At 63.4% G+C, this 24,727-nt stretch carries 28 protein-coding genes; 26 read left to right on the top strand and 2 right to left on the bottom strand.

Annotation, left to right across the window (positions count from 1 at the left end):
- Window positions 1-68: 68 nt before the first annotated feature.
- On the top strand, window positions 69-842 hold the full coding sequence (locus K529_RS08150) for a carbohydrate ABC transporter permease (protein ID WP_005608626.1): 774 nt from the start codon (window positions 69-71) through the stop codon (window positions 840-842).
- A gap of 151 nt (window positions 843-993) precedes the next feature.
- Window positions 994-1,776, top strand: coding sequence for a type 2 periplasmic-binding domain-containing protein (locus K529_RS08145; RefSeq protein WP_005608624.1), 783 nt, complete (start codon window positions 994-996; stop codon window positions 1,774-1,776).
- Window positions 1,777-1,851: 75 nt separating this feature from the next.
- Here the strand turns inward: K529_RS08145 and K529_RS08140 are convergent, their stop codons facing one another.
- Window positions 1,852-3,084 (bottom strand): cytochrome b/b6 domain-containing protein, encoded by a 1,233-nt coding sequence (locus K529_RS08140; RefSeq protein WP_005608622.1) that lies wholly within the window; start codon window positions 3,082-3,084, stop codon window positions 1,852-1,854.
- Window positions 3,085-3,303: 219 nt separating this feature from the next.
- On the opposite strand from K529_RS08140, the gene fabD reads away from it, so the two are divergent.
- The 24 genes from fabD (at window position 3,304) to K529_RS08020 (ending at window position 24,177) form a co-directional block, all read left to right on the top strand.
- The gene (fabD, locus tag K529_RS08135; protein WP_046002120.1) at window positions 3,304-4,239 is read left to right on the top strand and encodes an ACP S-malonyltransferase; all 936 of its coding nucleotides are present in this window, start codon (window positions 3,304-3,306) and stop codon (window positions 4,237-4,239) included.
- A 20-nt stretch (window positions 4,240-4,259) separates the two neighbouring features.
- Complete coding sequence (gene fabG / locus K529_RS08130) at window positions 4,260-4,997, top strand: 3-oxoacyl-[acyl-carrier-protein] reductase (protein WP_046002121.1); 738 nt, start codon at window positions 4,260-4,262, stop codon at window positions 4,995-4,997.
- Between the two features lie 381 nt (window positions 4,998-5,378).
- Window positions 5,379-5,612 (top strand): acyl carrier protein, encoded by a 234-nt coding sequence (locus K529_RS08125; protein ID WP_005645147.1) that lies wholly within the window; start codon window positions 5,379-5,381, stop codon window positions 5,610-5,612.
- A 184-nt stretch (window positions 5,613-5,796) separates the two neighbouring features.
- Window positions 5,797-6,540: a 1-(5-phosphoribosyl)-5-[(5-phosphoribosylamino)methylideneamino]imidazole-4-carboxamide isomerase gene (locus K529_RS08120; RefSeq protein WP_005645145.1), complete on the top strand. Its 744-nt coding sequence runs from the start codon at window positions 5,797-5,799 to the stop codon at window positions 6,538-6,540.
- A gap of 304 nt (window positions 6,541-6,844) precedes the next feature.
- Complete coding sequence (gene fabF, locus K529_RS08115) at window positions 6,845-8,113, top strand: beta-ketoacyl-ACP synthase II (RefSeq protein ID WP_005645143.1); 1,269 nt, start codon at window positions 6,845-6,847, stop codon at window positions 8,111-8,113.
- A gap of 1 nt (window position 8,114) precedes the next feature.
- The gene (gene mltG / locus K529_RS08110) at window positions 8,115-9,269 is read left to right on the top strand and encodes an endolytic transglycosylase MltG (RefSeq protein WP_005645141.1); all 1,155 of its coding nucleotides are present in this window, start codon (window positions 8,115-8,117) and stop codon (window positions 9,267-9,269) included.
- A gap of 321 nt (window positions 9,270-9,590) precedes the next feature.
- Window positions 9,591-9,944 (top strand): ubiquitin family protein, encoded by a 354-nt coding sequence (locus tag K529_RS08105; protein ID WP_005679631.1) that lies wholly within the window; start codon window positions 9,591-9,593, stop codon window positions 9,942-9,944.
- On the top strand, window positions 9,913-11,214 hold the full coding sequence (locus K529_RS08100) for a DNA-packaging protein (protein WP_227512272.1): 1,302 nt from the start codon (window positions 9,913-9,915) through the stop codon (window positions 11,212-11,214). The genes K529_RS08105 and K529_RS08100 overlap by 32 nt, the downstream gene beginning before the upstream one ends.
- Window positions 11,215-11,498: 284 nt before the next feature.
- Window positions 11,499-12,704, top strand: a complete 1,206-nt coding sequence (locus K529_RS08095) for a phage portal protein (protein ID WP_046002122.1) — start codon at window positions 11,499-11,501, stop codon at window positions 12,702-12,704.
- Window positions 12,697-12,921 (top strand): GTA head formation protein, RCAP_rcc01685 family, encoded by a 225-nt coding sequence (locus tag K529_RS08090; RefSeq protein ID WP_005685939.1) that lies wholly within the window; start codon window positions 12,697-12,699, stop codon window positions 12,919-12,921. Before K529_RS08095 ends, K529_RS08090 begins: the two co-directional genes overlap by 8 nt.
- Before the next feature lie 35 nt (window positions 12,922-12,956).
- Window positions 12,957-13,529 (top strand): HK97 family phage prohead protease, encoded by a 573-nt coding sequence (locus K529_RS08085; protein WP_046002123.1) that lies wholly within the window; start codon window positions 12,957-12,959, stop codon window positions 13,527-13,529.
- Between the two features lie 20 nt (window positions 13,530-13,549).
- Entirely contained in the window at window positions 13,550-14,746 is a 1,197-nt protein-coding gene (locus K529_RS08080) for a phage major capsid protein (protein WP_046002124.1), read from the top strand.
- A gap of 175 nt (window positions 14,747-14,921) precedes the next feature.
- A complete protein-coding gene (locus K529_RS08075) occupies window positions 14,922-15,524 on the top strand; it encodes a head-tail connector protein (RefSeq protein WP_046002125.1) in 603 nt (200 codons plus the stop codon).
- The gene (locus K529_RS08070; RefSeq protein WP_046002126.1) at window positions 15,521-15,859 is read left to right on the top strand and encodes a head-tail adaptor protein; all 339 of its coding nucleotides are present in this window, start codon (window positions 15,521-15,523) and stop codon (window positions 15,857-15,859) included. Before K529_RS08075 ends, K529_RS08070 begins: the two co-directional genes overlap by 4 nt.
- The gene (locus K529_RS08065) at window positions 15,856-16,263 is read left to right on the top strand and encodes a DUF3168 domain-containing protein (RefSeq protein WP_046002127.1); all 408 of its coding nucleotides are present in this window, start codon (window positions 15,856-15,858) and stop codon (window positions 16,261-16,263) included. Before K529_RS08070 ends, K529_RS08065 begins: the two co-directional genes overlap by 4 nt.
- 35 nt (window positions 16,264-16,298) lie before the next feature.
- Window positions 16,299-16,712: a phage major tail protein, TP901-1 family gene (locus K529_RS08060; protein WP_011538405.1), complete on the top strand. Its 414-nt coding sequence runs from the start codon at window positions 16,299-16,301 to the stop codon at window positions 16,710-16,712.
- A gap of 3 nt (window positions 16,713-16,715) precedes the next feature.
- Window positions 16,716-17,039 carry a gene transfer agent family protein gene (locus tag K529_RS08055; RefSeq protein WP_046002128.1) on the top strand — a complete coding sequence of 108 codons (324 nt, stop codon included), beginning with the start codon at window positions 16,716-16,718 and terminating at the stop codon, window positions 17,037-17,039.
- On the top strand, window positions 17,036-17,251 hold the full coding sequence (locus tag K529_RS08050) for a rcc01693 family protein (protein ID WP_046002129.1): 216 nt from the start codon (window positions 17,036-17,038) through the stop codon (window positions 17,249-17,251). The genes K529_RS08055 and K529_RS08050 overlap by 4 nt, the downstream gene beginning before the upstream one ends.
- A 3-nt stretch (window positions 17,252-17,254) precedes the next feature.
- Window positions 17,255-17,914, top strand: a complete 660-nt coding sequence (locus K529_RS08045) for a phage tail tape measure protein (RefSeq protein WP_046002130.1) — start codon at window positions 17,255-17,257, stop codon at window positions 17,912-17,914.
- Window positions 17,915-17,927: 13 nt separating this feature from the next.
- On the top strand, window positions 17,928-18,560 hold the full coding sequence (locus tag K529_RS08040; protein ID WP_005676643.1) for a DUF2460 domain-containing protein: 633 nt from the start codon (window positions 17,928-17,930) through the stop codon (window positions 18,558-18,560).
- The gene (locus K529_RS08035; RefSeq protein WP_046002131.1) at window positions 18,560-19,438 is read left to right on the top strand and encodes a DUF2163 domain-containing protein; all 879 of its coding nucleotides are present in this window, start codon (window positions 18,560-18,562) and stop codon (window positions 19,436-19,438) included. Before K529_RS08040 ends, K529_RS08035 begins: the two co-directional genes overlap by 1 nt.
- Window positions 19,435-19,863, top strand: coding sequence for an NlpC/P60 family protein (locus K529_RS08030; RefSeq protein ID WP_046002132.1), 429 nt, complete (start codon window positions 19,435-19,437; stop codon window positions 19,861-19,863). The genes K529_RS08035 and K529_RS08030 overlap by 4 nt, the downstream gene beginning before the upstream one ends.
- A 58-nt stretch (window positions 19,864-19,921) precedes the next feature.
- Window positions 19,922-23,842 (top strand): baseplate multidomain protein megatron, encoded by a 3,921-nt coding sequence (locus K529_RS08025; protein ID WP_046002133.1) that lies wholly within the window; start codon window positions 19,922-19,924, stop codon window positions 23,840-23,842.
- Between the two features lie 11 nt (window positions 23,843-23,853).
- The gene (locus K529_RS08020) at window positions 23,854-24,177 is read left to right on the top strand and encodes a DUF7742 family protein (protein WP_227512273.1); all 324 of its coding nucleotides are present in this window, start codon (window positions 23,854-23,856) and stop codon (window positions 24,175-24,177) included.
- Window positions 24,178-24,218: 41 nt separating this feature from the next.
- Here the strand turns inward: K529_RS08020 and K529_RS08015 are convergent, their stop codons facing one another.
- On the bottom strand, window positions 24,219-24,425 hold the full coding sequence (locus tag K529_RS08015) for a cold-shock protein (RefSeq protein ID WP_005633355.1): 207 nt from the start codon (window positions 24,423-24,425) through the stop codon (window positions 24,219-24,221).
- Between the last annotated feature and the right edge of the window lie 302 nt (window positions 24,426-24,727).

Below are 24,727 nucleotides of genomic sequence, written 5' to 3'. Positions count from 1 at the left end.
AATGCCTTCATTGACCTTTGCGTCCCCGCGTGACCTCTGTGGCGCGTGTCCGTTATAGACTGTGTCTCATGAGCCGGTATTTTGATCATCTGATCCTCTGTCTTGGCTGCCTCATCATGGTGGGGCCGGTTTTGGTGCTGATCGGGCAGGTGCTGTCTGATCCTGACCTGAGCCGACAGATCCGGGCCATGTTCAGCGCCGATCGGACCCTCGGCTACCACATCGACCTTTGGCAGATGCTCGGGAATTCGCTGGTGCTGGCGCTCGGGGTGGCGGCTCTTGCTTGTGTGCTGTCCTTGCTGGCGGCGTTTGCACTGGTGTTTTTTCCGCTGCCGGGACGAGAGTGGCTCTTTGGAGTGATCCTGATGGCGATGTTCTTTCCCATCGAGACACGCATCCTGCCCAGTTTTGCGGTGGTGCATCAGCTGGGGCTGTCAAATACCCATGCTGGGATGATCCTGCCGGTGGTCGCAAGCGGTCTTAGCGTATTGGTGTTCCGCCAATTCCTGAAACAAATCCCCAAAGAACTGATCGAGGCTGCGCGACTGGATGGCGCTCGCCCGCTGCGCTGTCTTTGGGATATTCTGCTGCCCATGTCCGCGCCTATGGTGGCGGCGCTGTTTTCGATCTTCTTTGTGCTGGGCTGGAACCAATATGTCTGGCCGCTGATGTTGTCGACCACACGTCAGGACATGATGACCGTGGTCAGCGGCGTGACCCGCGCCGGGGCAGGGAGCGCAGAGGGTCAGGTCTTGGCGCTTTTGGCCCTCGTGCCGCCGGGGCTGGTGATGGTGATCAGTCAGCGGTGGCTGATGCGCGGGCTGACCTCTGGCATTCATTAGGCAGCGGCGGCCGCCCGTGTGCCGTAGGGTGATCGTTAAACTCTGAATCAGATCGTCAAAATTTCGCGGGCTTGCGTTAAGCCAGCGTTAGCTCGCCCAGCGGATCGTGACTTCACTTGGAAATCACAGCCATCCGTTCAGGAGCCATTTGATGTATAAAGCCACCTATTTTGCTGCCGCGCTTTCGCTGGCTCTGTTTCAGAGCCCGGCGGTTGCCACCGCTGACGAAATCACCATCCTCGCCGGAGACTTGCCGCCCATGTTCAATGCGGATGGCAGCGGGCGCGAGGCTGAGATCATTTCCACCGTAATGGAGCGTTGCGGCCATACTGTCTCCTTTGAGATCCAGCCCTTCACCCGCCACTGGAAAACCTATGCCAATGGCACCGGTGATGCGGTGGCCACCGTGCCCGTGGGGATGCCGCTCGGCGGCCATCAAAGCGACGTCTATATCCAGTATCAAAACGGTGTGTCTTTCCTGACGGATGCGGGCAACACCTATGGCGATCTGGCCGCGCTCGCGGGCCATTCTGTAATCGCCTTTATGGGCGCCTCAGATATTCTGCCGGGGTTGAAGGACGCAGCTTCAAGCTTCAAGAGCTACAAGGAAGTGGCGGATCAGATCGGTCAGAGCCGTATGATCTTTGGCAAACGCGTCGATGCGGTGGTGGGCGATGGCATGATTTTTGCCGAATATAATCGCCAGCTGCGCGAACAATCCGGGGATCTGATGTTTGACCCCAATCAGGGTGTGACCTTTCAGGCGATCTTTGAGCCCTCAAGCTATGGGATGAACTTCCGCGACGCGCAGTTGGCAGAGGATTTTAATCGCTGCTTTGCGGAGGCCGACGCCGAAGGGGCCATTGAGGCGATCAACAGCGCATGGGCGGAGCGTTACCGCGAAACCCTCGGAACACAGTATCTCGGCCACTAATTCGCAAGATACGATCTGCCAAAGCCGCCGCGCGAACCATCAGGGTCTGCGCGGCGGTCTTGTGTGAGCGCGGGCCTATTGGGCGCGGCGGGCGACCAGATCGACGGTGATATTGACGCCAAAGGCCAGTGTTGCTTCGTCCTGCGTGCCCGTGCCGACGTTGAAATCGAGACGGTTCACCTCAGTGCGTCCGCTCATGGTGGCAGTGTCACCCTCAAGGTCGAGCGTGAAGGGCAGGGTGGTCTGCACCGTCTGATCCCGGATGGTGAGCGTGCCGCGCGCCTCATATTGCCTGTCGTCGATCTGTACGATCTCGGCTGCAAATGTGGCGCTTGGATAGGTCTCTGCATCAAAGTAATCCGCGCCCATCGCCTGATCTGTTACCGATCCAAGCGTCAGCGACGGGATGGCAATGGTGACCTCAACCTCACCGGCTGGGCCGGGGGCTGCAGGTTCTTCAAAGGAGATCTTGGCGTTCCAGTCGGCAAAACTGCCGCTCACCGTGCTGCCCATCTGCACCACTTCGATGCCGAGGCTGCCGCTTTCAACGCTCCAGCCGGAGCCTTCGACGGTTTCGCGCAGGGCAGGAGCGGCTGTCGTGCCTTTATCGGATGCGCTGAAATAAAGCGCGCTGCTGCCCGTAAGCACCCCGGCCCAGACCAGCAGGGCCGACAGGAACGGCAGGGCAGAGTGCGTCTGTGCGGGCGGTTGTGGCAGCGCGCGGCGGCCGGGCAGCATCCGCAGCAACGTGCTGTCTTTGTCCAGAACATGGTGTTTCAAGGCCCCCGCCACATGGGCAAGGATCGCCGCACCCAGCAGGAGCACGGCATAGAAATGGATGGTGCTGAACAGCTTAGACACCAGTTCGGATTTTGGCACCATCGGTAGGTCTTGCCCAAACGGCCACCAGATCGGAGCAAAGCCATCGGTGGCTGCGTGATGTATCCAGCCCGAGAGCGGCACAATCACCATCGCACCGTAGAGGACCCAATGCGCAGTCTCCGCAGCCCAGGCTTCCAGTTTGCGATCGGGGTGCAAAAGCCCCGGCTTTTCCTGCGTGATTGCCCAGAGGATGCGCAAAAGCGCAGTGAAAAACACCGCAACACCAAGAGTTTTGTGAAGCGAAAACAAAAGCGTGGCGCGCGCGATCACCGCTTGAGAGCCATCAAAGCCGCTGCTTTGGATCTGCTCTGCCAACTCAGTGGCAAAATAGCCCAGAGGAAAGGCGCTCAGGATCAGGAGCGCGGTCAACCAATGAAAGGTCTTGGTGATGGAGCCGTAGCTCTGATCTGTGTTCTGGCGAGACATGGAGGGTCGGTCCTTGATGTAAGGTCTGGCGGGTTTTCCCCAAGGTAGTGACGCGCAGGCGGGGCGCAAGAACGCACTGTCTTCGCTCATGCACAGTTGATCTGCACCTGTGCTGTCATCGCGCGGGTTACGGCATATTTCATTGACGTGAAATGCTTGTGTGCCTTCCCTTGGGTCGCTAAACCAGCCCGAAAGACAGTTTTATGAATGAGGACAGCCATGTCGATCGCTTTCGTTTTTCCCGGCCAAGGGGCCCAGACCATCGGAATGGGCAAGGCGCTGGCCGAGGCCTACCCGGCGGCCAAAGCGGTCTTTGACGAGGTGGACGCAGCCCTCGGCGAGAGCCTGAGCAGCCTGATCTGGGAGGGCGATATCGAGACCCTGACCCTGACGCAAAACGCCCAGCCTGCCTTGATGGCGACCTCCATGGCCGCGATGCGCGCGCTGGAGGCCGAGGGCATTTCGATTGAAAAGGCCGCCTTTGTGGCCGGTCACAGCTTGGGCGAATATTCCGCGCTGGCCGCCTCCGGCGCGCTCAGCATAGCCGACACGGCACGCCTGTTGCGCACCCGGGGGCAGGCGATGCAAAGCGCCGTGCCGGTCGGTGTCGGCGCAATGGCAGCGCTCTTGGGGCTGGACTTTGAAACGGTGAAAGCCGTCGCCGCCGAGGCCGCCGCCGAGGGCGAGGTGGTGCAGGCCGCCAATGACAATGACCCCACGCAGGTGGTGGTCTCCGGCCACAAGGCCGCGGTGGAGCGTGCCGCCGAGATCGCCAAGGAGAAAGGCGCCAAACGCGCCGTGATGCTGCCGGTCTCAGCACCGTTCCACTGCGCCCTGATGCAGCCCGCCGCCGATGTGATGGCCGAAGCGCTTGCAGGCGTTGAAATCAAGGCGCCTGCGGTGCCGCTCATCGCCAATGTGCGCGCCGATGCGGTCACTGATCCCGACACCATCCGCCAGCTTCTGGTGGAGCAGGTCACCGGATCCGTGCGCTGGCGCGAGAGCGTGCAGGCGATGGCCGCCAAGGGCGTCACCGAGTTCTGGGAGATCGGCGCGGGCAAGGCGCTGTCTGGCATGATCCGCAAGATCGACCGCGCCCTCGTATCAAAACAGGTTGGCACCGACGCCGACGTCAAAGCCGTGACCGGCGCATAATCCATAAGGAAGAGACAGATATGTTTGATCTGACAGGTAAGAACGCGCTGATCACAGGCGCATCGGGTGGCATCGGTGGCGACATTGCGCGCGCTCTCCACGCAGCGGGTGCGACTGTTGCGCTGTCCGGCACCCGGCCCGACCCGCTGAACGCGCTGGCCGAGGAGCTTGGCGAACGGGCGCATGTGGTGACCTGCAACCTCTCCGATGCCGAGGCGGTTGAGGCATTGCCGAAACAGGCCGCCGAGGTGATGGGCTCTGTCGATATCCTGGTGAACAATGCCGGTATCACCAAGGACAACCTATTCATGCGGATGAAAGACGAGGAATGGCAGAGCGTGCTGGACGTGAACCTGACCGCCACCATGCGTCTGTGCCGCGGCGTGTTGCGCGGCATGATGAAGGCGCGCTGGGGCCGCATCGTCAATATCTCCTCCATCGTCGGTGCCACGGGTAACCCCGGTCAGGGCAACTACGCCGCCTCCAAGGCCGGTATGATCGGCATGTCCAAATCTCTGGCCTATGAGGTCGCAAATCGCGGCATCACCGTGAACGCGGTTGCGCCCGGGTTCATTGCCACCGCGATGACCGACAAGCTCAACGACACCCAAAAAGACGCGATCCTCAGCCAGATCCCGGCAGGCCGCATGGGGGATTCGAAAGAGATCGCCGCCGCCGTGCTTTATCTGGCGTCGCAAGAGGCCGCCTATGTGACCGGCACCACGCTGCATGTGAACGGTGGCATGGCGATGCTCTGATCGCTGCCCGGTCGTATTCGTCAAAGCCGCGTTGGAAACAACGCGGCTTTTTTCGTGTTTTCAAGCGTTTGCATGACGTAACGGCAGCTGTAAAACCGCAGTGAACCTGTCGCGCTGCGGCGCTCTTTCTGTTCTTTGGGGCAGGGGACACGCGCCTGAAAATGCGGCACCTGCAAAGGCGCTTAAGATATTGGAAATCATTTGCGTCGGCTTGTGTCTGTGCTATAGGCCCCCCATCTTACGTGTTGGCAGGCGTCTCGCTGTGCCACCGCGCCCCTGTTTCCGAACGGGGACCCCACCGCCCGCTTGGGCAACAACCAACCTTCCCGAGTGGGCAAGGGCAGAACCGGGCGAGAGCCCTGTAAAAAACGAGGAATAGACATGAGCGACGTCGCAGATCGCGTGAAAAAGATCGTTGTAGAGCACCTGGGTGTGGAAGAAGACAAGGTGACCGAGAGCGCCTCCTTCATCGACGACCTCGGCGCAGACAGCCTCGACACCGTTGAGCTGGTCATGGCGTTCGAAGAAGAGTTCGGCATTGAGATCCCGGACGACGCGGCCGAGACCATCCAGACCTTCGGCGACGCAGTGAAGTTCATCTCCGAAGCGTCCTAATCGGACCCTTCCAAGAGACCTCACGATTTCGTGATTGAAGAGGCGGCGCTTTCCTGATGGAAAGCGCCGCTTTCTGTTTGGTGACACCTCTTCGCATGCTCTCAGCACGCGGGCGACGTTTCGAAATGTGCCAACATCGTGCTACACTCATAATCATTATGAAACAGATCGGAGATGACGGCGCATGATGATTTATCCCACGATGGAACTTCTGGACGGGCGCTGCGTGACGCTCGACAAAGGCAATTTGGACGCGCCCATGATCTGGCATGTGGATCCGGTGGAGACCGCAAAGGGCTTTGCCGAGGCGGGCGCAGAGTGGATGCATCTGACCGATTTTAATGCGCTGCAGGGCGACGACAGCAATCAGGCTTTGGTCGAAGATCTCATTCGAACGGCAGGGCTGCCGATCCAGCTTGGTGGAGGCATCCGTTCACGCGAACAGGCGGAATACTGGATCGAGAAGGGCGTCGGACGCGTGGTGATTGGCACCATGGCGGCCTATGATCCTGCTGCGGTGGCGGAACTGGCGAAATACTATCCGGATCAGATCGTGCTCGCGGTGGATGTCTGGCAGGGGCAGGTGATGACTGAGGGCTGGCGCAAAGCGGGGGCATGGACGCCCGAAGCCTTTGTCAAAGCGTTTGGCAATGCGCCGTTTGCGGGCATTCTGGTGACCGACATCGACAGCGATATGAGCGATCTGGACGCACAATTGGGGCTGATCTCCGCATTGGCGAGCGAAGCCCATTCGCCGGTGATTGCCAGCGGTGTGGTGCGCAGCGCCGATGATATATCGCGTTTGAAATACCTGCCCAATATCGCAGGTGCCTTGGTGGGGCGGGCCTTGTTCAACAAGACAATCACGCTGGAAGAGGCGCTGGCGACGGCCCAGCCGGACCCGGAACCCGTGGCAGAGTTTCTCTGATCTGTTGGCACCCCTTCTGTGCGGTGCCGAAATCCCTCTCTAAAATATCACAGGCCGCAGGCAAGTTATTCGCCTACGGCCTGTTTTCTTGAGAGAGCGCCATATGGGAACCCGGGATCGTTGCTTCGTCCTAGGATCACTGTTGCGCATTCGTGTTACCAAAGCCTTACGGGCTGTGGAAAGTTGAGCGAGATTTAACGCAAATGTGCCGGAATGGCCCTGACGCCTTCCCGCCCTTGCGCCCTTTGGTCATTCCAAGCTATTTGGGTGGGCAAATTGCCTGAAGTGCTAAGGAGAGCAAGGAATGCGTCGAGTAGTAGTTACCGGACTGGGCCTGGTGACCCCCCTGGCATCCGGGGTTGAGGAAACCTGGGCACGTCTTCTGGACGGACAGTCCGGCGCGGGCCCCATCACCCTGTTTGATGCAGAGGCCAGCGGCGTGACAACCACCTATGCCTGCGAGGTTCCCCGCGGCGATGGCAGCAATGGCACCTTCAACCCCGACGATTGGGTGGTGAAGAAAGATCAAAAGAAGATCGATGACTTCATCCTCTATGGCATTGCCGCCGCAGAGATGGCCGTTAAGGACGCAGGCTGGACGCCTGAAGCCGAAGAGGACCGTCTGCGCACCGGCGTGATGATCGGCTCCGGTATCGGTGGTCTGAGCTCCATTGCAGATACGGCCGTGATGATTAAGGAAAAAGGCCCGCGTCGCGTGTCTCCTTTCTTTATCCCCGGCGCGCTGATCAACCTGATTTCCGGTCAGGTCTCCATCCGTCATGGCTTCAAAGGCCCGAACCACTCGGTTGTGACCGCGTGCTCCACCGGCGCGCATGCCATTGGCGACGCCTCCCGCCTGATCAAATCCGGCGACGCAGACGTGATGATCGCAGGCGGCGCCGAGGCGGCAATCTGTGAGATTGGCATCGCGGGCTTTAACGCCTGCAAGGCGCTGTCGACCAAATATGCTGATGACCCGACCAAGGCCTCGCGCCCCTATGACGCGGACCGGGATGGTTTTGTCATGGGTGAGGGCGCTGGCATCGTGGTGCTGGAGGAATACGAACACGCCAAGGCACGCGGCGCCAAGATTTACGGCGAGGTTCTGGGCTATGGTCTGTCAGGCGATGCCTACCACATCACCGCCCCCTCCGAGGACGGCGAGGGCGGCGAGCGCTCCATGCGCGCAGCCCTTGCCAATGCGGGTTTGAGCGCGTCGGACATCGACTATATCAACGCGCATGGCACCTCGACGATGGCGGACACCATCGAGCTGGGCGCGGTCGAGCGTCTGTTGGGCGATCACGCCAGCAAGGCGACCATGTCCTCGACCAAATCCGCCACCGGCCACTTGTTGGGCGCGGCGGGCGCGATTGAGGCAATCTTCTCCATCCTCGCGATCCGCGATCAGGTGGCACCGCCGACGATCAACCTTGATACCCCTGCGGTTGAAACCCCGGTCGATCTGGCCCCCAATGCAAAACGCGAACGCGAGATCAATGTGGCGCTGTCGAACTCCTTTGGCTTTGGCGGCACCAATGCTTCGGTGATCTTCGGGAAAGTGAGCGACTGATATGTGGCGCAGTCTGGCCTCGAACATGCTGACGATCCTGATCGTCGGCCTGTTCCTCTTCGCGGGTGTGATCCTGTGGGGCAAGAACGAGTATACCTCTGAAGGTCCCCTGACGGAGGCAATCTGCTTTCAGGTTCCCGGTGGCACCAATATGGCGCGGGTCTCGCGTCGGCTTGAGGACGATGGCGTTGTCTCCAGCGGCACCATCTTTCGCATCGGGGTGAAATACTCGGAAAAAGCGCAGCATCTCAAAGCGGGCAGCTATCTGGTTGAGCCCGGTGCCTCGATGGAAGGCATCGTCGATCAGATCACCCGTGGCGGTGCCTCGACCTGTGGCACAGAGATCGTCTACCGCGTCGGCGTGACCCGCGTGTTGGCTGAGGTGCGCGAGCTGGACCCCGCAACCAGTGCTTTTGTGGAACGCGCGGAATTTGTGCCCGGCGTGGATGAAACCCCTGCGGTCTATACCGAGAAAAAATCCGAGGCCGACACGCGCTATCGCATCGCACTCGCCGAAGGTGTGACCAGCTGGCAGGTTGTCGAATCCCTGAAAGCCATGGACATCCTCGAAGGAGAGCCCGGCAGTCGCCCCGCCGAAGGCAGCCTCGCGCCGGATAGCTACGAGATACGCCCCGGCACCTCGCGCGAGTCGATCCTTGCGGAAATGAAAGCGCGTCAGGACAAACGTATCAAAGACGCATGGGAGGCGCGCAGCCCGGATGCGGCCGTCGAAACCCCCGAAGAGATGCTGATCCTCGCCTCGATCATCGAGAAAGAAACCGGCGTAGCTGCGGAACGCGGCGTGGTGGCCTCGGTCTTTACCAACCGCCTGAAGCGCGGCATGCGCCTGCAAACTGACCCCACTGTGATCTATGGCGTCACCAAGGGCGAAGGTGTGCTGGGCCGTGGTCTGCGCCAAAGTGAGCTGCGCGGCGTCACGCCTTGGAACACCTATGTGATCGAAGGTCTGCCGCCGACACCAATCGCCAATCCGGGCCTTGAGAGCCTCGTGGCGGCGGTGAACCCGGATCAGACCGATTATGTGTTCTTTGTGGCGGATGGCACCGGCGGGCATGCGTTTGCTGAAACGCTCGAAGAGCATAATCGCAACGTGGCCAAGTGGCGCGAAATCGAAGCGCAGCGCAACAACAACTAACGACATGAGGGGGGCGCTGCCCCCCTCGTGCTTTGCAGGGCAAAGCCCTCACCCCCCGGGATATTTCTTGTTAGAAGAAGTTGGGGGGCGCGACATTCAACCTCTTCTAACCCTCAAATATCCCGGAGCGCGAGGCAGAGCCTCGCATCACCCGTTGCGCCCCTAGCGGACGGTGGTTTGAGGTGATGTTCATTTACGTCTTGTAAAACCATTCTCGGCAGCTGGAAAACGTGGGGGCAAGGATCGCAGGACCTGGACGGGTCAATGATCCTAGCCTCCCGTTTCTCCCATCGGATCGTTCTGAGACGAGGCCGTACCCCCATGACAACACAGACCCCCGAAGAGCTGATTGAGATCAGCTCTGACCTCTTGCGCTCTCTGCACGACAGCCTGCGGCGTGCGCGCCGGATCAGCGAGGATTACCTCGCCCAGTTTGAGGCGGAACAGGACATCAATCCCGACACCGCGCAGCTAAAGCCGCAGATTGCCAAGCTCGATGGCCTGATCCGTGACATCCAGAAAGTGGAGAAAACCCTTGTCGACCGCAAAGACGCCCCTGGTGCCGCCCGCATGGTGGCTTTCGACCTCTGTGCCGCCCGCGATGAGATCGAGCGCCGCTTGGCTGGCCTCTGTGCCGCGCTTCATGACGCAGATCTGGCTGGAGGAGATGGATGACCACACCTTGGCGGCGATGCCCTATGTGTTCGATCTCTGGGCGCTGCCGCATCAATGCGCGCCCGCGGGCGAGTGGCGCGCCTGGGTGATCCTGGGCGGGCGCGGGGCGGGCAAGACCCGCGCCGGCGCGGAATGGGTGCGGTCCGAGGTGGAGGGGGCAGAACCCTTTGGCATCGGTCGCGCGCGTCGCATGGCGCTGGTCGGCGAGACCTACGATCAGGTGCGCGACGTGATGATCCATGGCGACAGCGGCATCCTCGCCTGCTCGCCGCCGGACCGCTGTCCGGAGTGGCGTGCGGGTGAACGTAGGCTGGTCTGGCCCAATGGGGCCACCGCGCAGGCGTTTTCGGCCTCTGACCCCGAGGCGCTGCGCGGGCCGCAGTTTGATGCCGCCTGGGTGGACGAACTGGCGAAATGGCGCCGCGCTCAGGACGCATGGGACATGCTGCAATTCGCCCTGCGTCTGGGCGCAGCCCCGCGCGTCTGTGTGACCACCACGCCGCGCAATGTGCCGCTGCTGAAACAGCTGCTTCAGAGCCCCTCGACCGTCACCACCCATGCGCCCACCGAGGCCAACCGCGCCAATCTCGCGCCCGGCTTCCTGACAGAAGTGCGCGCGCGCTATGGTGGATCGCGACTGGCGCGGCAAGAGCTGGACGGCGTGATGCTGGCGGATGTGGATGGCGCACTCTGGACGTCGGGCATGCTGGAGCAGCTCCAGCGTCGTGACAGACCGCCCCTCGACCGGATCGTGGTGGCGGTGGACCCGTCGGTGAGTGCGCATAAGGGATCTGATGCCTGCGGTATCATTGTTGCCGGGGCGCAGACACAGGGGCCGATTTCCGAGTGGCGCGCCTATGTGCTGGCCGATCACACGGTGCAGGGGCTGGGGCCAGCCGGCTGGGCGCGCGCCGCCATTGCCGCGCGCGACGTCTATCGGGCCGACCGGCTGGTGGCCGAGGTCAATCAGGGCGGTGCATTGGTGGGCACAGTCTTGCGGCAGGTTGATCCCTTGGTGCCCTTCACGCCGGTCCACGCCAGCAAAGGCAAGTCGGCGCGGGCGGAGCCCGTCGCGGCGCTCTATGAGCAGGGGCGCGTGCATCATGCACCGGGCCTGCAAGAGTTGGAGGAGCAGATGTGCCTGATGACGGCGCAGGGCTATCGCGGTGATGGCTCTCCCGACCGTGTGGATGCGCTGGTCTGGGCGCTGCATGCGCTGATTATCGGTCCGGCAGAACAGCATCGCTGCCCCAAGATACGCCGCCTGTAATGTGGACGCACGACCGATCCGTCCGACCGTCAGGTCGGACAGCCCCCGACCCTCCCCTCGGGAGGGGGCTTTACCCCCACTGAGGATCGGAGCTGTCCCTTGAAATCTCCGGTGAAACGCCCGCCTCGCGCGGGCGTTTTGCTTTTCTATCAGTGGCTTGGTGCAGGGTGTTGCGCCCCCGGCGCACGCCATGCTGGCGGGATGTTCAAACCCCTGTGGCAGATTGTTTTCCAACACGACGGGCATCGGCCCAAGGCGAAACCGGAACGGCAAAGGAGTGCACCATGGTCTTTGACCTGCTGCGACGCAAGACGGGGCGAGTGGATCAGACGGCGGCTGCGGCCCCGTCGCAAAAGGCCAGCGCTGCGGCGCGGGTGCTGCCGATGGGCAATGGCACGCAGGCCGCCTGGGGGCCGCGCGACACGGTCTCTCTGACCCGTGCAGGGTTTCTGGGCAACCCGGTTGGCCACCGCGCGGTGAAACTCATCGCCGAGGCCGCCGCCGCGCTGCCTTTGGTGCTCCAGAGCACGGATGCGAGGTATGACAGCCACCCGCTGCTCTCGCTGCTGTCGCGCCCCAATGCGGCGCAGGCACGGGCCGAGATGCTGGAGGCGCTCTATGCCAATCTGCTTCTGTCGGGCAATGCCTATATCGAGGCGGTCGCCGCTGATGAGGGCTGGCCGGTGGAACTGCACATCCTGCGCCCGGACCGCGTGCGGGTGGTGCCGGGGCGCGATGGCTGGCCGGTGGGCTATGACTATGCGGTCGGCGGCAAGACACATCGCTTTGCGATAGATCCCGCGCGCCCCGCGATCTGCCACCTCAAGAGCTTTCATCCATTGGACGATCACTACGGTCTGGCGCCGCTGCAGGCTGCCGCCACCGCGGTCGAGGTGCATGGCGCCGCCGCGCGCTGGTCAAAATCGCTGCTGGACAATGCCGCGCAACCCTCCGGCGCGCTGGTCTGGACCGGATCGGACGGGCTGGGGCAGATGGGCGACGACCAGTTCCGCCGCCTTTCCGAGGAGATCGAGGCCAATTTCCAGGGCGCGCGCAATGCCGGACGGCCGATGGTGTTGGAGGGCGGTCTGGACTGGAAGCAGATGGGGTTCAGCCCCTCCGATATGGAGTTTCACCGCACCAAGGACAGCGCCGCGCGCGAGATCGCGCAGGCCTTTGGGGTGCCGCCGATGCTCTTGGGGATACCGGGCGATGCCACCTATGCCAACTATCAAGAGGCCAACCGGGCGTTCTATCGCCTGACCGTGTTGCCCTTGGCGATGCGGGTGGCGGCGAAACTTTCGGACTGGCTGATGCGGTTTGGCACCGAAGTCCTTGAGCTGAAACCGGATCTCGATCAGGTGCAGGCCCTCAGCACCGAACGCGAGGCGCAGTGGCGGCGCGTCACACAGGCGGATTTCCTGACAGAGTCTGAGAAGCGCCAGATGCTGGGCCTGCCGCCGCGCAGCGTGGAGGGGCCGGATGACTGACTACCCGTTGCCGCCCTTTGACTGCGCCCCAAGCCAGCGACTGAGTGCCCATGAACGCGTGAGCGAAATCCGTCAGGAGGCGCTGAATCGGCGTCTGGATCGGATGGAACGGATGATGGAGCGGCTGGAAAAACGGCTCTGGATCACTGTCTACGGCGTTGCCGCCGTGATCTTGGCGCAGGCCTTTCAGGGCTTTTTGTCGGTGCAGTTGCCCTGAGCGATAATCAAGACATTTCAGAAAGGTAGAGCGTGATGCTGACAGATCATGAGCCCCGGCTCGAGACCAAATTCGCCCGCTTTGGCGAGGCGCTGTCCCTAAGCGCCGGAGAGGTGATCGAAGGCTATGCGAGCCTCTTTGGTGCCCCAGATCAGGGCAAGGATATCGTCACCCGTGGCGCCTATGCGGCCTCACTCGCGGCGCATCACTCGCGCGGCAGCAAGGTCAAGATGCTCTGGCAACATGACCCGAGCCATCCCATCGGCGTCTGGGACGAGATCACTGAGGACGACACCGGCCTGCGCGTCAAAGGGCGTATCCTCACGGAGACCCAGAAAGGCGCAGAAGCCGCCGCTCTGGTGCGCGCCGGGGCCATCGAGGGGCTGTCGATCGGCTATCGCACCGTGAAGGCGACCCGCGACAAGGAAGGCCACCGGCGGCTGGAGGAACTGCAGCTCTGGGAGGTGTCGCTGGTGACATTCCCGATGCTGCCCTCGGCCCGGCTGTCGCGGCTTGCCCGGCGCGAGGCGGAGGCGGCGAAATCCGACGCCTCCGATGCGGGCCTGCGCGCCCTCGCGGACGCCCTGCGCGCGGCCACCAGACCCTAACCCCCGAAAGAGGATCAGAGATGACAGATCATCCATTCACGGGCCACGCGCCCGAGGATGCGGCGACCCCGCCGCAGAATGTGGCCACGGAAGTGAAACAGGCCGTTTCGCAATTCGTGCAGTATTTCAAGGGGTTCCAAGACGACGTGACCGAGAAACTCAAACAGACGGAAGAGCGTATGACCATGTTGGATCGTAAAACCCAAACCGCGGCCCGGCCGCATCTGGCGGCGGCGGAGGTCGATGGCGCGCCGCATCAAAAGGCCATGCAAGCCTATCTGCGCCATGGTGACGAGGAGGGCTTTCGCGGCCTCGACATGGGCACCAAGGCCATGTCGACGGCGGTGAATTCCGATGGCGGTTTCCTCGTCGACCCGCAGACCTCGGATGTGGTGAAATCGGTGCTGCAATCCACCGCCTCGATCCGTGCGGTGGCCTCGGTGGTCAATGTGGAGGCGACGTCTTTTGACGTGCTGATCGACCATTCCGATGTGGGTGCGGGCTGGGCCACCGAGACCGGCTCGGTCACGGAAACCGGCACGCCGTCGATTGATCGCATCGTGATCCCGCTGCACGAGCTTTCGGCGCTGCCCAAGGCATCGCAACGGCTCTTGGATGACAGCGCCTTTGACATCGAGGGCTGGCTGGCGGGGCGGATTGCCGACAAATTCGCCCGCGCCGAGGCGCAGAGCTTTATTTCGGGGGATGGCGTGGACAAGCCCACCGGCATCCTGACCCATCCCACGGTGGACAATGACAGCTGGAGCTGGGGCAATATCGGCTATGTGGCCACAGGCAGCGACGGCGATATCGGCTCGGCGGATGCGATCATCGATCTGGTCTATGCGCTGGATGCGCGCTACCGCGCCGGGGCGAGTTTTGTGATGAACTCCAAAACGGCCGGTCTGATCCGCAAGCTCAAGGACGCCGATGGCCGCTTCCTGTGGTCGGATGGTCTTGCGGCGGGCGAGCCTGCGCGGCTGATGGGCTACCCGGTTTTGGTGGCCGAGGACATGCCGGATGTGGCCTCTGACAGCCTTTCGATTGCCTTTGGCGACTTTGGCGCAGGCTACACCATTGCCGAACGACCGGACCTGCGTGTCCTGCGCGACCCGTTCTCCGCCAAGCCGCATGTGCTGTTTTACGCCACCAAGCGCGTGGGTGGCGACGTCAGCGACTTTGCCGCGATCAAGCTGATGAAATTCGGGCTGAGCTAAGCGCTTAGGCCCGGATGACGGGGCCGGCAGCCCGGCTCCGTCGGCGGGTGCGCGCCTCATGGGTTTGTCGTCCAGCTGCTCCCTCCGTCCGAGCGGCAGACCCGGTGCGCACCCGTCCAACGGACGGCGCGGCAGAGACCGCGTGAGGGTGACAGATTTTCAGCGGAGAGAGCCGATGATTTTGCACGAACTGACCCCGCTGCCCGACAGCATTTTGCCGCTCGCGGCGTTCAAGGCGCATCTGCGTCTGGGCACCGGTTTTGGCGAGGAGGCCTTGCAGGACGCGGTGCTTCTGGCCTTCTTGCGCGCCAGCCTCGCGGCGATCGAGGCGCGCACCAACAAGGCGCTGTTGACACGCAACTACGAGTGGCGGCTCAATGCCTGGCCCGGCGTGGTGGAGCTGCCGGTGGCGCCGGTCTCGACCGTTTCGCAGGTGGCGCTGGTGGATCAGACCGGCGCGGAGACGGAGGTGCCTGAGGCGGCCTATGCGCTGGCGCCCGACGCCCATGCTCCGCGCCTGACGCCGCGTGCGGCAGTCTGGCCAATGATGCCCTCGGGGGGCGGCGCGGTGATCCGCTTCACCGCCGGGATGGCCGCCACATGGGACGCGCTTCCGGCCGATCTCGCGCAGGCAGTGATGCTGCTGGCGGCGCATTATTACGAGTACCGCGATGACACCTCGCTGCATGCGGGCTGCATGCCCTTTGGCGTGGCGAGCCTCTTGGACCGGCACCGCCTGCCACGCCTGAGCCTGTCCCGGAGCGGGGTGCAATCATGAGCGCGCCGCGATTGAACCGCCCATTGCGGCTGGAAGATCCGCAAGCGACCAGCGATGGCGCCGGGGGATTTGACATCACCTGGGTCGAGCTGGGCCAGCACTGGGCCGAGGTTGACGCGTTGACGGGCCGCGAGAGTGGCCGACGTGGCACCTCCGTCTCGCTGCAGCGTTACCGGATCACCCTGCGCGCCGCCCCGGTGGGATCTCCCGCGCGCCCCAAACCGGACCAGCGGTTTCGCGAAGGCAGTCGCATCTACAAGATCGACGCCGTGGCAGAGCGCGACATGGACGGGCGTTACCTCATTTGTTTCGCAACAGAGGAGCTGGCCACATGACCTATGCGCTGTCTCACAGCCTGCAAACCGCCGTCTACCAGCACCTGATCAGCGATGCCGCGTTGGCGGCAGAGGTGGGCACGGCGATCTACGACATGCTGCCTGCGGGCACGCTGCCGGGGATCTATGTGACCCTCGGCGCTGAGAGCGTGCGGGACCGATCCGATGTCACAGGCGGCGGCGCGCTCCATCGCTTTACCGTGACCGTGGTCGCCAATGCGGCCGGGTTCAGCGCAGCCAAACGGGCGGCGGCGGCGGTGTCGGATGCGCTGGTGGATGCGCCGCTGATCCTCGCACGCGGGCATCTGGTGGGTCTGTGGTTCGACCGCGCCAACGCCAAACGGCTGAGCAACGGGGATCGCTCAATTGCGCTGCGGTTTTCCGCGCGTCTCGAAGACTCCTGACTGAATTTCAACGCATTAACAGAAGGACCTCACCCATGAGTGCTCAAAACGGCAAGGATCTCCTGATCAAAGTGGATATGACCGGCACCGGCAGTTTCACCACCATCGCAGGCCTGCGCGCCACCCGTATCAGTTTCAACGCCGAGAGCGTCGATGTGACCAGCCTCGACAGCGCGGGCGGCTGGCGCGAGCTGTTGGGCGGAGCCGGCGTGCGGTCGGCAAACCTCTCAGGCTCGGGCGTGTTTCGCGATGCAGACACCGACGAACGCGCGCGGCAGCTGTTCTTTGACGGCGAGACCCCGGCGTTCCAGGTGGTGATCCCGGATTTCGGCACCGTTGAAGGGCCATTTCAGGTCACAGCACTGGAATATGCCGGCAGCCACAATGGCGAAGCCACCTATGAGCTGTCGCTGGCCTCCGCCGGTGCGCTGACCTTTACGGCGGCCTGAGCCATGGCAAACCCTTATGCAGGCGAAGTGACACTGGTGCTCAATGGCCAGCCGCACATGCTGAAGCTGACGCTGGGCGCGCTGGCGGAACTGGAGGCGGAGCTGGGCGAGGGCGACTTGATCTCCCTGGTGCAACGGTTTGAAAAGGTTAGGTTTTCCTCGCGCGATGTGCTGGCGCTTCTGGCGGCGGGGCTGCGCGGTGCCGGGTCTGAGATCAGCCGCGCAGATCTGGCGCAGGCCGAGATCGAGGGCGGCGTGATGCAGGCCACCAAGGTTGCGGCGCAATTGCTGGCGCTCAGTTTCGCGCTTCCTGCGGGGGATGCATGAGCCGTGCCGCGATGCTGGACTGGCCCGCCCTGATGCGGGCCGGGATGCTGGGGCTGCGGCTGACACCGCGCGAGTTCTGGCAACTGACCCCGGCAGAGCTGCGGCTGATGCTGAACCTTGATGCCAGCACACCACCCATGGACCGCGACCGCCTGAGCCATCTGATGACGCAGTTCCCGGATCAGACCAACGACGTGAACCAACCGGAGTAACCCATGGCAAACACGACAGATTCCGACTTTGAATCCCAGGCGGGTCCGCTGGAAGACAGCCTTGGCGATGCCGCCGGGATGGCGGCGCAGTTCACCGCCGAGATGGACCGGGTGCGCGCGGCCTTTGCCGCGACCCAAGCCGATGCGGCGGATTTTGAAACCGGCCTCAGCCGGGGGCTGCGACGCGCGATGAAGGATCTGGTGGTGGATGGCGACAGCCTGAGCGATGCGCTGGAAAGCCTCGCGAAGACGATGATCAACACCACCTTCAACTCCGCCATGCGCCCCGTGACGGATCACCTCGGCGGGCTGGTGAGCGACGGGATCGGCGCGCTGGTCGGTGGCATCCTGCCCTTTGCCGATGGCGCGGCTTTCAGTCAGGGCAAGGTCACGCCCTTTGCGCGCGGTGGCGTGGTGTCCTCGCCGACGCATTTCCCGATGCGCGGCGGGCTGGGGCTGATGGGCGAAGCAGGGCCAGAGGCGATCCTGCCGCTGGCGCGCGGCCATGACGGAAGCCTCGGGGTGAAGACGCAAGGCGGCGGCAAATCCCCAACCGTGGTGATGAATGTCACCACCCCCGATGTGGCCGGGTTCCAGCGCTCCCGTGGGCAGATCGCCGCCCAGATGAGCCGCATGCTCGCACGCGGAAACCGCAATAGGTAAGGAGGGTAAGTCCATGAGTTTTCACGAAGTTCGTTTTCCCGAAACGCTCTCTTTTGGCTCTGTCGGCGGGCCGGAGCGGCGCACGGATGTGGTGACGCTGGCCAATGGTCACGAGGAACGCAACACCCCTTGGGCGCATGCGCGGCGGCGTTATGATGCGGGGCTTGGCCTGCGCGGTCTTGAGGATATTGCCGCGCTGATTGCGTTTTTCGAGGCCCGTCAGGGCCAGCTCCATGGGTTTCGATGGAAGGATTGGACCGACTACGCGTCATCGCTGCCGGGGCAGGAAGTGACGTTTGAGGATCAGTTGATTGCCACCGGCGATGGCGACACCAACAGGTTTCAGCTGGCCAAGCGCTACCGCTCCGGCCCGCATGAATATCTGCGTCCGATCAGCAAACCCGTGGCGGGCACCGTGCGCCTTGGGATCGACAATGAGGCGCTGGTGGAAGGTGTGGATTACGACCTCGACCTGACCACGGGCGAGGTGACGCTGGCCTATGTGCCGGAAATTGGCCGTGAAATCCGTGCCGGGTTCGAGTTTGACGTGCCGGTCCGCTTTGACACGGATCGCATCCAGACCTCGGTGGCGTCGTTTCAGGCGGGCGAGGCCCCGAATGTGCCAGTGGTGGAGGTGCGGGTGTGATGGATCGCGAAGGCTTAAACACGCATCTTAAATCCGGGGCCACCACGGTGTGCCGCGCCTGGGCCGTCAGTCGCGCCGATGGCGTGACGCTGGGGTTCACCGATCATGACCGGGATCTGAGCTTTGATGGTGTGACATTTCGCGCCGGAACCGGCCTCACGGCGCGCAGCCTGATGCAGAGCACCGGGCTTGCGGTCGACAACAGCGAAGCACTCGGCGCACTCAGCTCCGATGCGGTGCGCGAGGCTGATATTGAATCCGGGCGCTATGATGGGGCCGAGGTGCGGGCGTGGCTGGTGAACTGGGCCGACACCACTCAGCGCGCCTTGCAGTTTCGCGGCTCCCTGGGCGAGATCCGCCGTGCAGGTGGCGCGTTTGAGGCGGAGCTGCGCGGTCTGACCGAAGGGTTAAACCAGCCGCTCGGGCGGGTGTTTCAGACGCCCTGCAGCGCGGTTCTGGGGGATGCGGCGTGTAAATTCGACCTCAATACTGCGGGGTATGTCGCTGATGTATCAGTAGAAAACACAAACGAGGGGCAGCATTTCACATGGGGTGCGCTTGATGGGTTTGCGCCGGAGTGGTTCACCGGCGGGCGGCTCACCGTGCTGAGTGGCGCAGGCGCTGGTCTGTGGGCGCCGATCCGGTCGGACAGCACGAGCGAGCGCCGTGAAATCACCCTCTGGCAGCCGATCCGCGCCGATATTCAACCGGGCGATATGGTGCGTCTGACCGCAGGCTGTGACAAGCGCATGAGCACCTGTCGGCTGAAGTTCGACAATCTGGTGAACTATCAGGGCTTTCCCGATATCCCCGGCGAGGACTGGATGGTGGCGGTGCCCAAACGCAATGGCCAGAACACCGGCGGCAGCCGCCGATGAGCCGCGACATCAACACAGAGGCGGTGGTCCTCGCGCGGCACTGGCTGGGCACGCCCTATCGCCATCAGGGGGCCACGCGGGGTGCGGGCTGCGATTGTCTCGGGCTGATCCGGGGCATCTGGCGCAGCCTATATGGCAGCGAACCCGAACCCGTGCCGCCCTATACCCGCGACTGGGCCGAACGCGGCACCGAGGAACGCCTGTGGCGGGCGGCGCTGCGACATATGCAGCCCGTCCAAGACGCCGCGCCCGGTCAGGTGATCCTGTTTCGCATGCATGGGGGGGCTGTGGCCAAACACCTTGGCCTGCAAAGCAGCGCGTCCCGTTTCATCCATGCCTACAGCGGTCATGGCGTGGTCGAAAGTGCGCTGACGCCCGCGTGGCAGCGGCGCATCGTGGCGCGCTTTGCCTTTCCCGCAGAGTGAGCGTGCGGGCTGTGGCCCGGACTTTCTCCACCCCAACGATCCCTGAGGAGGACATATCATGGCGACATTGGTACTGGCAGCGGCAGGGTCCGCCGTGGGCGGGGCAATCGGCGGCTCTGTGGCGGGGCTGTCGACGGCGATCATTGGCCGTGCGGTCGGGGCTACCCTTGGCCGGGTCATTGACGAGCGCCTCTTGGGCAGTGGCAGTGCTGCGGTGGAAACCGGCAAGGTCGACCGCTTTCGCATCACCACCGGCAGCGATGGTGAGCCGATGGCGCAGGTCTTTGGCCGCATGCGGCTGGGTGGGCAGGTGATCTGGGCGACGGAGTTTGTCGAGACCGCAACCACCACATCCTCGGGCGGCAAGGGCTCTGCGCCCAAACGTACCACCACCAGCTATTCCTACAGCCTGTCGATGGCGGTGGCGATCTGCGCGGGCGAGATTAGCCGTGTGTCGCGGGTCTGGGCCGATGGCGAGGAGGTGGCGCTGCGCGATCTCAATATGACCGTCTACCGGGGCAGCAAGGACCAGCTGCCCGACCCCCTGATGGAGGCGGTGGAGGGCGCAGGCCAGGTGCCCGCCTATCGGGGCACCGCCTATGTGGTGTTTGAAAACCTCGATCTGGAGCGGTTCGGCAACCGGGTGCCGCAGTTCTCATTCGAGGTGCTGCGCGCGGAACAGCCTTCGGGCGAGACGTACGAACTGGATCTGGCGCAGATCGTGCCCGGCGTGGCGCTGATCCCCGGCACGGGCGAATACAGTCTGGCCAGCCAGCCGGTCTATATGCAGCACGGGCCCGGCGCGCAGACAGCCGCCAATATCAATCAGATCTCCGGCGATACCGATCTGGTGGCCTCGGTCGATGCGCTGTCCGATGAACTGCCTCGGGCCGAGGCAGTGTCCATGGTGGTGTGCTGGTTTGGCGATGATCTGCGCTGTGGTGACTGCACCCTTGCGCCCAAGGTGGAACAGACGCTCTCTGATGGCTCGATGCCGTGGCAGGTGGCGGGGCTCAACCGGGCCAGCGCGGACGAGGTCATCAAGGACGCAGGCATCGCCGTCTATGGCGGCACCCCGGCGGATCAGGCGGTGGTTCAGGGCATTCAGCACCTGAACGCCCAAGGCAAGCGGGTGATGTTTTACCCCTTCATCCTCATGGAGCAGCAGGCGGGCAATGATTTGCCCGATCCCTACAGCAACGCTGATGGCCAGCCGGTGTTGCCGTGGCGGGGGCGGATCACGCTCTCGACCGCGCCGGGGCTGGCGGGCAGCCCGGATGGCACTGCGCTCGCGGATACGGAGGTCGCAGGCTTTCTCGGCACCGCACAGGCCAGCGATTTCACCATCTCCGGCGGGCAGGTGAGCTATCACGGCCCCGATGAGTGGAGCTTTCGCCGCTTTATCCTGCATTACGCAGCGCTTTGTGCGGCGGCGGGCGGCGTGGAGGCGTTCTGCATCGGTTCGGAACTGCGCGGGTTGACGCAGATCCGGGGGGCGAGCGGCTTTCCTTTTGTCGAAGGTTTGAAGGATCTGGTGGGTGAGGTGCGCGCACTCTTGGGGGCGGAGGTCAAACTGGGCTATGCGGCGGATTGGTCGGAGTATTTCGGCTATCAGACACCGGAGGGCGACCATATCTTTCACCTCGATCCGCTGTGGTCCGACCCGCAGATCGATTTTATCGGTATCGACAATTACATGCCACTCAGCGATTGGCGCGAGGGGGAGGATCACCTCGACGCGCAGGAGTGGCCCGCGATCTATGATCTCGACTACCTCAAGGCCAATATCGAGGGCGGTGAGGGCTATGACTGGTATTACCATTCGCCCGAGGCCGAGGCAGCGCAGATCCGCACGCCGATCACGGATGGCGCCTATGATGAGCCGTGGATCTACCGAAACAAGGACATGCGCAGCTGGTGGTCGCTGCCGCATCACGACCGGATTGGCGGGGTGCGATCGGTTGAGGCCACCGATTGGGTGCCGCAATCCAAACCGATCTGGTTCACGGAACTCGGCTGTGCGGCGATCGACAAGGGCACCAACGAGCCGAATAAATTCCTCGATCCCAAAAGCTCCGAGTCAAAATTGCCGCGCGCATCCAATGGCTTGCGCGACGATCTGATCCAGCAGCAATACCTGCGTGCGCAGCTGACCTATTGGCAGGAGAGCGCGCATAACCCGACCTCCAGCGCCTATGGCGGCGCGATGGTGGATCTGAGCCACGCCTATGTCTGGGCCTGGGACGCGCGGCCCTTTCCGGCCTTTCCCAACCGGGTGGAGGTCTGGGACGATGGCGAGAATTACGCGCGCGGGCACTGGCTCAATGGGCGTGCGGGGCAGCGCACGCTGGCCTCCGTGGTGACGGAGATCTGCCGGGAGGCGGGTGTGACAGAGATCGACGCCAGCCAGCTCTGGGGTATTGTGCGCGGCTATGCGGTCTATGACGTGGCAGAGGCGCGCAGTGCCTTGCAGCCCCTGATGCTGCGTCATGGGTTCGACGCCATCGAGCGGGGGGGCACGCTGATCTTTCGCCTGCGCGATGGGCTGAACGCATTGGATCTGGAGACCGACACGCTGGCGGTGCTGCCAGAGATGGACGGCGATCAGGAACAAAGCCGCATGCCCGAGGCAGAGCTGATGGGCCGGGTGCGGCTGCGCTTTGTCGAATGGGGCGGCAGCCACGACACCGTGGCCGAAGAAGCGGTGCTGCCGGATGAGGCCACCCATGCGGTGAGCCAGAACGACCTGCCCATGGCGCTGACGCGCGCAGAAGGGCGACAGGTGGTGCAGCGCTGGCTGGCGGAGGCGCGGATTTCGCGCGACACCGCACGCTTTGCCCTGCCGCCCTCACGTGCGCTGGAGGTTGCGGCGGGCGATGTGGTGCGCCTGCCGGGGCAGGATGGCGAGGGGACTGCGCGCTACCGGGTGGACCGGGTGGAGCAGGCCGAGGCGCAGATTCTGGAGGCGGTGCGCATCGAACCCGTGGTCTATCAGCCGCTGGCCACGCCGGAGGATCTGCCGCGCAATGATGCCTTTGCCGCGCCGGTGCCGGTGCTGCCGCTATTCCTCGATCTGCCCTTGATGCGCGGGGATGAGGTGCCGCATGCACCGCATGTCTGTGCCACAGCACAGGACTGGCCGGGCGCGGTCGCGCTCTATGGTGCGGATCTGGGCGGGGATTTCATGCTCGAAGAATTGCTGCCCGCCCGTGCGACGGTTGGGGTGACCACCACGGACCTGCTGGCCGGGCCGGTGGGGCGCTGGGATCGCGGCGCGGATCTGGAGGTAGAGCTGATCGCGGGCACGCTGGAGGGCCGCGAGGCTCTGTCGGTGCTGGGGGGCGCGAACAGGTTGGCCATCGGCGATGGCAGCCCGGAGAACTGGGAGGTCATCCAGTTCACAGACGCCGAGTTGATCGCACCGAACCGCTACCTGATCCGCGACCGTCTGCGCGGCCAATACGGCAGCGATGGTGTGATGCCGAACCTGTGGCCTGCGGGGTCCTTTGTGGTGCTGATCGACGGCGCGGTCGAGCAGCTGGATCTGGCGCTGTCGGACCGGCGGATGTCGCGCGACTACCGCTTTGGCCCGGCGCGGCGCGCCTATGATGATCCGTCCTATGTGGCGCTCTCGGCAGCCTTTGACGGCAATGGTTTGCGGCCCTATGCGCCGGTGCATTTGCGCACCTCAGATGCGTTGGGCGCGGATATGGCGTTTCACTGGATCAGGCGCACCCGCATCGAGGGCGACAGCTGGGATCTGGAGGAGGTGCCACTGGGCGAAGAGGCTGAGGTCTACCGCGTGCAGGTGCGCGCGGGCAGCACGGTGCTGCGCGATCTGCGCGTCACCACGCCCCACTGGACCTATAGCGCGGCGGATCAGGCCAGCGATGGCGCAAGTGCAGGCCATGTGGTGCAGGTGGCGCAGGTCTCGGCGCGCTACGGGGCGGGACCGGTGGCCGAGTGGGTGCTGGCGTGAGGCCCGCTATTTTGCGGCCCATCCTGTGGGAGGATATCCGCAGCCTTGCCCGTGCATTGTTGGCCCATCCCGCGCCGCGACGGGCGGCCCTGTGCCGGGTGATCCTGCAGGGTGCCAGCCGGGCGCGCCGCCAGACAGAGGCCACCGGGCGCTGTCATCCGCGCTGGGGCGATGGATCACTGGACCGGGCGGCGCGCAGTTTTCCATTGGCGGATGAGCCATTCCCCGGCGATCCCGACTATGCGCGCTGTCTGCAGATGGTGCTTGGCGTCGTGGCAGGTGGGCATAAAAAAACACCCCGGCGCGAGCAGCAACCGGGGTGTTCATCGTATTGATCAGCGCCGGGACGGCGATGCGCGCGCCCCGAAACCAGCCCTTAGGCCAGTTGCAGATCGGATGCGGATTCGCGACCGTCACGACCGGACTGGATCTCGAAGGTCACCGCCTGGCCATCGGCCAGACCGGTCAGACCGGAGCGTTCCACTGCGGAGATGTGTACGAATACGTCGTTGGAGCGGCCTTCAACTTCGATGAAGCCAAAACCTTTGGTGGAGTTGAACCACTTGACGGTACCGTTTGCCATTCTAAAAGTTCCTTTTTTGTCTTTGTCGCCCGCGGACATGCGGCGACCCGGCAGCTTAACGTCGAAAGCGGTCGGGTAGACGAAACTTCGAAAGTATAAGGTTGCAGTCCTCTTTTGACTGGAAATTGGATTCTTGACAAGTGGGTATCTCGGGCATTCACGCAGGGTTTGCGGGAAATTGCCGTAAGTAAACAAGGGTTTTTGCCTCATTGTTACATTTCTCGTGATGATGGGGGGCATCACGGGATTGCGCTTGGCAATTGACGTCATAGATCGATAGGTTAGGAACCCAAGGTGCCGGA

Source organism: Tritonibacter mobilis F1926, assembly GCF_000376545.2.
Lineage (GTDB): Bacteria > Pseudomonadota > Alphaproteobacteria > Rhodobacterales > Rhodobacteraceae > Epibacterium > Epibacterium mobile.
Note: the sequence above shows the minus strand (reverse complement) of the source record. Positions and strands in the feature narration are given on the sequence as shown.

What these genes read in the sequence shown, in the direction of transcription:
- K529_RS08090 (WP_005685939.1), top strand. Translation starts at nt 12,697, where the DNA reads ATGACTGACTACCCGTTGCCGCCCTTTGACTGCGCCCCAAGCCAGCGA.
- K529_RS08125 (WP_005645147.1), top strand. Translation starts at nt 5,379, where the DNA reads ATGAGCGACGTCGCAGATCGCGTGAAAAAGATCGTTGTAGAGCACCTG.
- K529_RS08065 (WP_046002127.1), top strand. Translation starts at nt 15,856, where the DNA reads ATGACCTATGCGCTGTCTCACAGCCTGCAAACCGCCGTCTACCAGCAC.
- fabG (WP_046002121.1), top strand. Translation starts at nt 4,260, where the DNA reads ATGTTTGATCTGACAGGTAAGAACGCGCTGATCACAGGCGCATCGGGT.
- K529_RS08030 (WP_046002132.1), top strand. Translation starts at nt 19,435, where the DNA reads ATGAGCCGCGACATCAACACAGAGGCGGTGGTCCTCGCGCGGCACTGG.
- K529_RS08075 (WP_046002125.1), top strand. Translation starts at nt 14,922, where the DNA reads ATGATTTTGCACGAACTGACCCCGCTGCCCGACAGCATTTTGCCGCTC.
- K529_RS08035 (WP_046002131.1), top strand. Translation starts at nt 18,560, where the DNA reads ATGGATCGCGAAGGCTTAAACACGCATCTTAAATCCGGGGCCACCACG.
- mltG (WP_005645141.1), top strand. Translation starts at nt 8,115, where the DNA reads ATGTGGCGCAGTCTGGCCTCGAACATGCTGACGATCCTGATCGTCGGC.
- K529_RS08055 (WP_046002128.1), top strand. Translation starts at nt 16,716, where the DNA reads ATGGCAAACCCTTATGCAGGCGAAGTGACACTGGTGCTCAATGGCCAG.
- fabF (WP_005645143.1), top strand. Translation starts at nt 6,845, where the DNA reads ATGCGTCGAGTAGTAGTTACCGGACTGGGCCTGGTGACCCCCCTGGCA.
- K529_RS08145 (WP_005608624.1), top strand. Translation starts at nt 994, where the DNA reads ATGTATAAAGCCACCTATTTTGCTGCCGCGCTTTCGCTGGCTCTGTTT.
- K529_RS08150 (WP_005608626.1), top strand. Translation starts at nt 69, where the DNA reads ATGAGCCGGTATTTTGATCATCTGATCCTCTGTCTTGGCTGCCTCATC.
- K529_RS08080 (WP_046002124.1), top strand. Translation starts at nt 13,550, where the DNA reads ATGACAGATCATCCATTCACGGGCCACGCGCCCGAGGATGCGGCGACC.
- K529_RS08025 (WP_046002133.1), top strand. Translation starts at nt 19,922, where the DNA reads ATGGCGACATTGGTACTGGCAGCGGCAGGGTCCGCCGTGGGCGGGGCA.
- K529_RS08045 (WP_046002130.1), top strand. Translation starts at nt 17,255, where the DNA reads ATGGCAAACACGACAGATTCCGACTTTGAATCCCAGGCGGGTCCGCTG.
- K529_RS08095 (WP_046002122.1), top strand. Translation starts at nt 11,499, where the DNA reads ATGGTCTTTGACCTGCTGCGACGCAAGACGGGGCGAGTGGATCAGACG.
- K529_RS08100 (WP_227512272.1), top strand. Translation starts at nt 9,913, where the DNA reads ATGACGCAGATCTGGCTGGAGGAGATGGATGACCACACCTTGGCGGCG.
- K529_RS08060 (WP_011538405.1), top strand. Translation starts at nt 16,299, where the DNA reads ATGAGTGCTCAAAACGGCAAGGATCTCCTGATCAAAGTGGATATGACC.
- K529_RS08050 (WP_046002129.1), top strand. Translation starts at nt 17,036, where the DNA reads ATGAGCCGTGCCGCGATGCTGGACTGGCCCGCCCTGATGCGGGCCGGG.
- K529_RS08070 (WP_046002126.1), top strand. Translation starts at nt 15,521, where the DNA reads ATGAGCGCGCCGCGATTGAACCGCCCATTGCGGCTGGAAGATCCGCAA.
- K529_RS08105 (WP_005679631.1), top strand. Translation starts at nt 9,591, where the DNA reads ATGACAACACAGACCCCCGAAGAGCTGATTGAGATCAGCTCTGACCTC.
- K529_RS08120 (WP_005645145.1), top strand. Translation starts at nt 5,797, where the DNA reads ATGATGATTTATCCCACGATGGAACTTCTGGACGGGCGCTGCGTGACG.
- fabD (WP_046002120.1), top strand. Translation starts at nt 3,304, where the DNA reads ATGTCGATCGCTTTCGTTTTTCCCGGCCAAGGGGCCCAGACCATCGGA.
- K529_RS08140 (WP_005608622.1), bottom strand. Translation starts at nt 3,084, where the DNA reads ATGTCTCGCCAGAACACAGATCAGAGCTACGGCTCCATCACCAAGACC.
- K529_RS08015 (WP_005633355.1), bottom strand. Translation starts at nt 24,425, where the DNA reads ATGGCAAACGGTACCGTCAAGTGGTTCAACTCCACCAAAGGTTTTGGC.
- K529_RS08085 (WP_046002123.1), top strand. Translation starts at nt 12,957, where the DNA reads ATGCTGACAGATCATGAGCCCCGGCTCGAGACCAAATTCGCCCGCTTT.
- K529_RS08040 (WP_005676643.1), top strand. Translation starts at nt 17,928, where the DNA reads ATGAGTTTTCACGAAGTTCGTTTTCCCGAAACGCTCTCTTTTGGCTCT.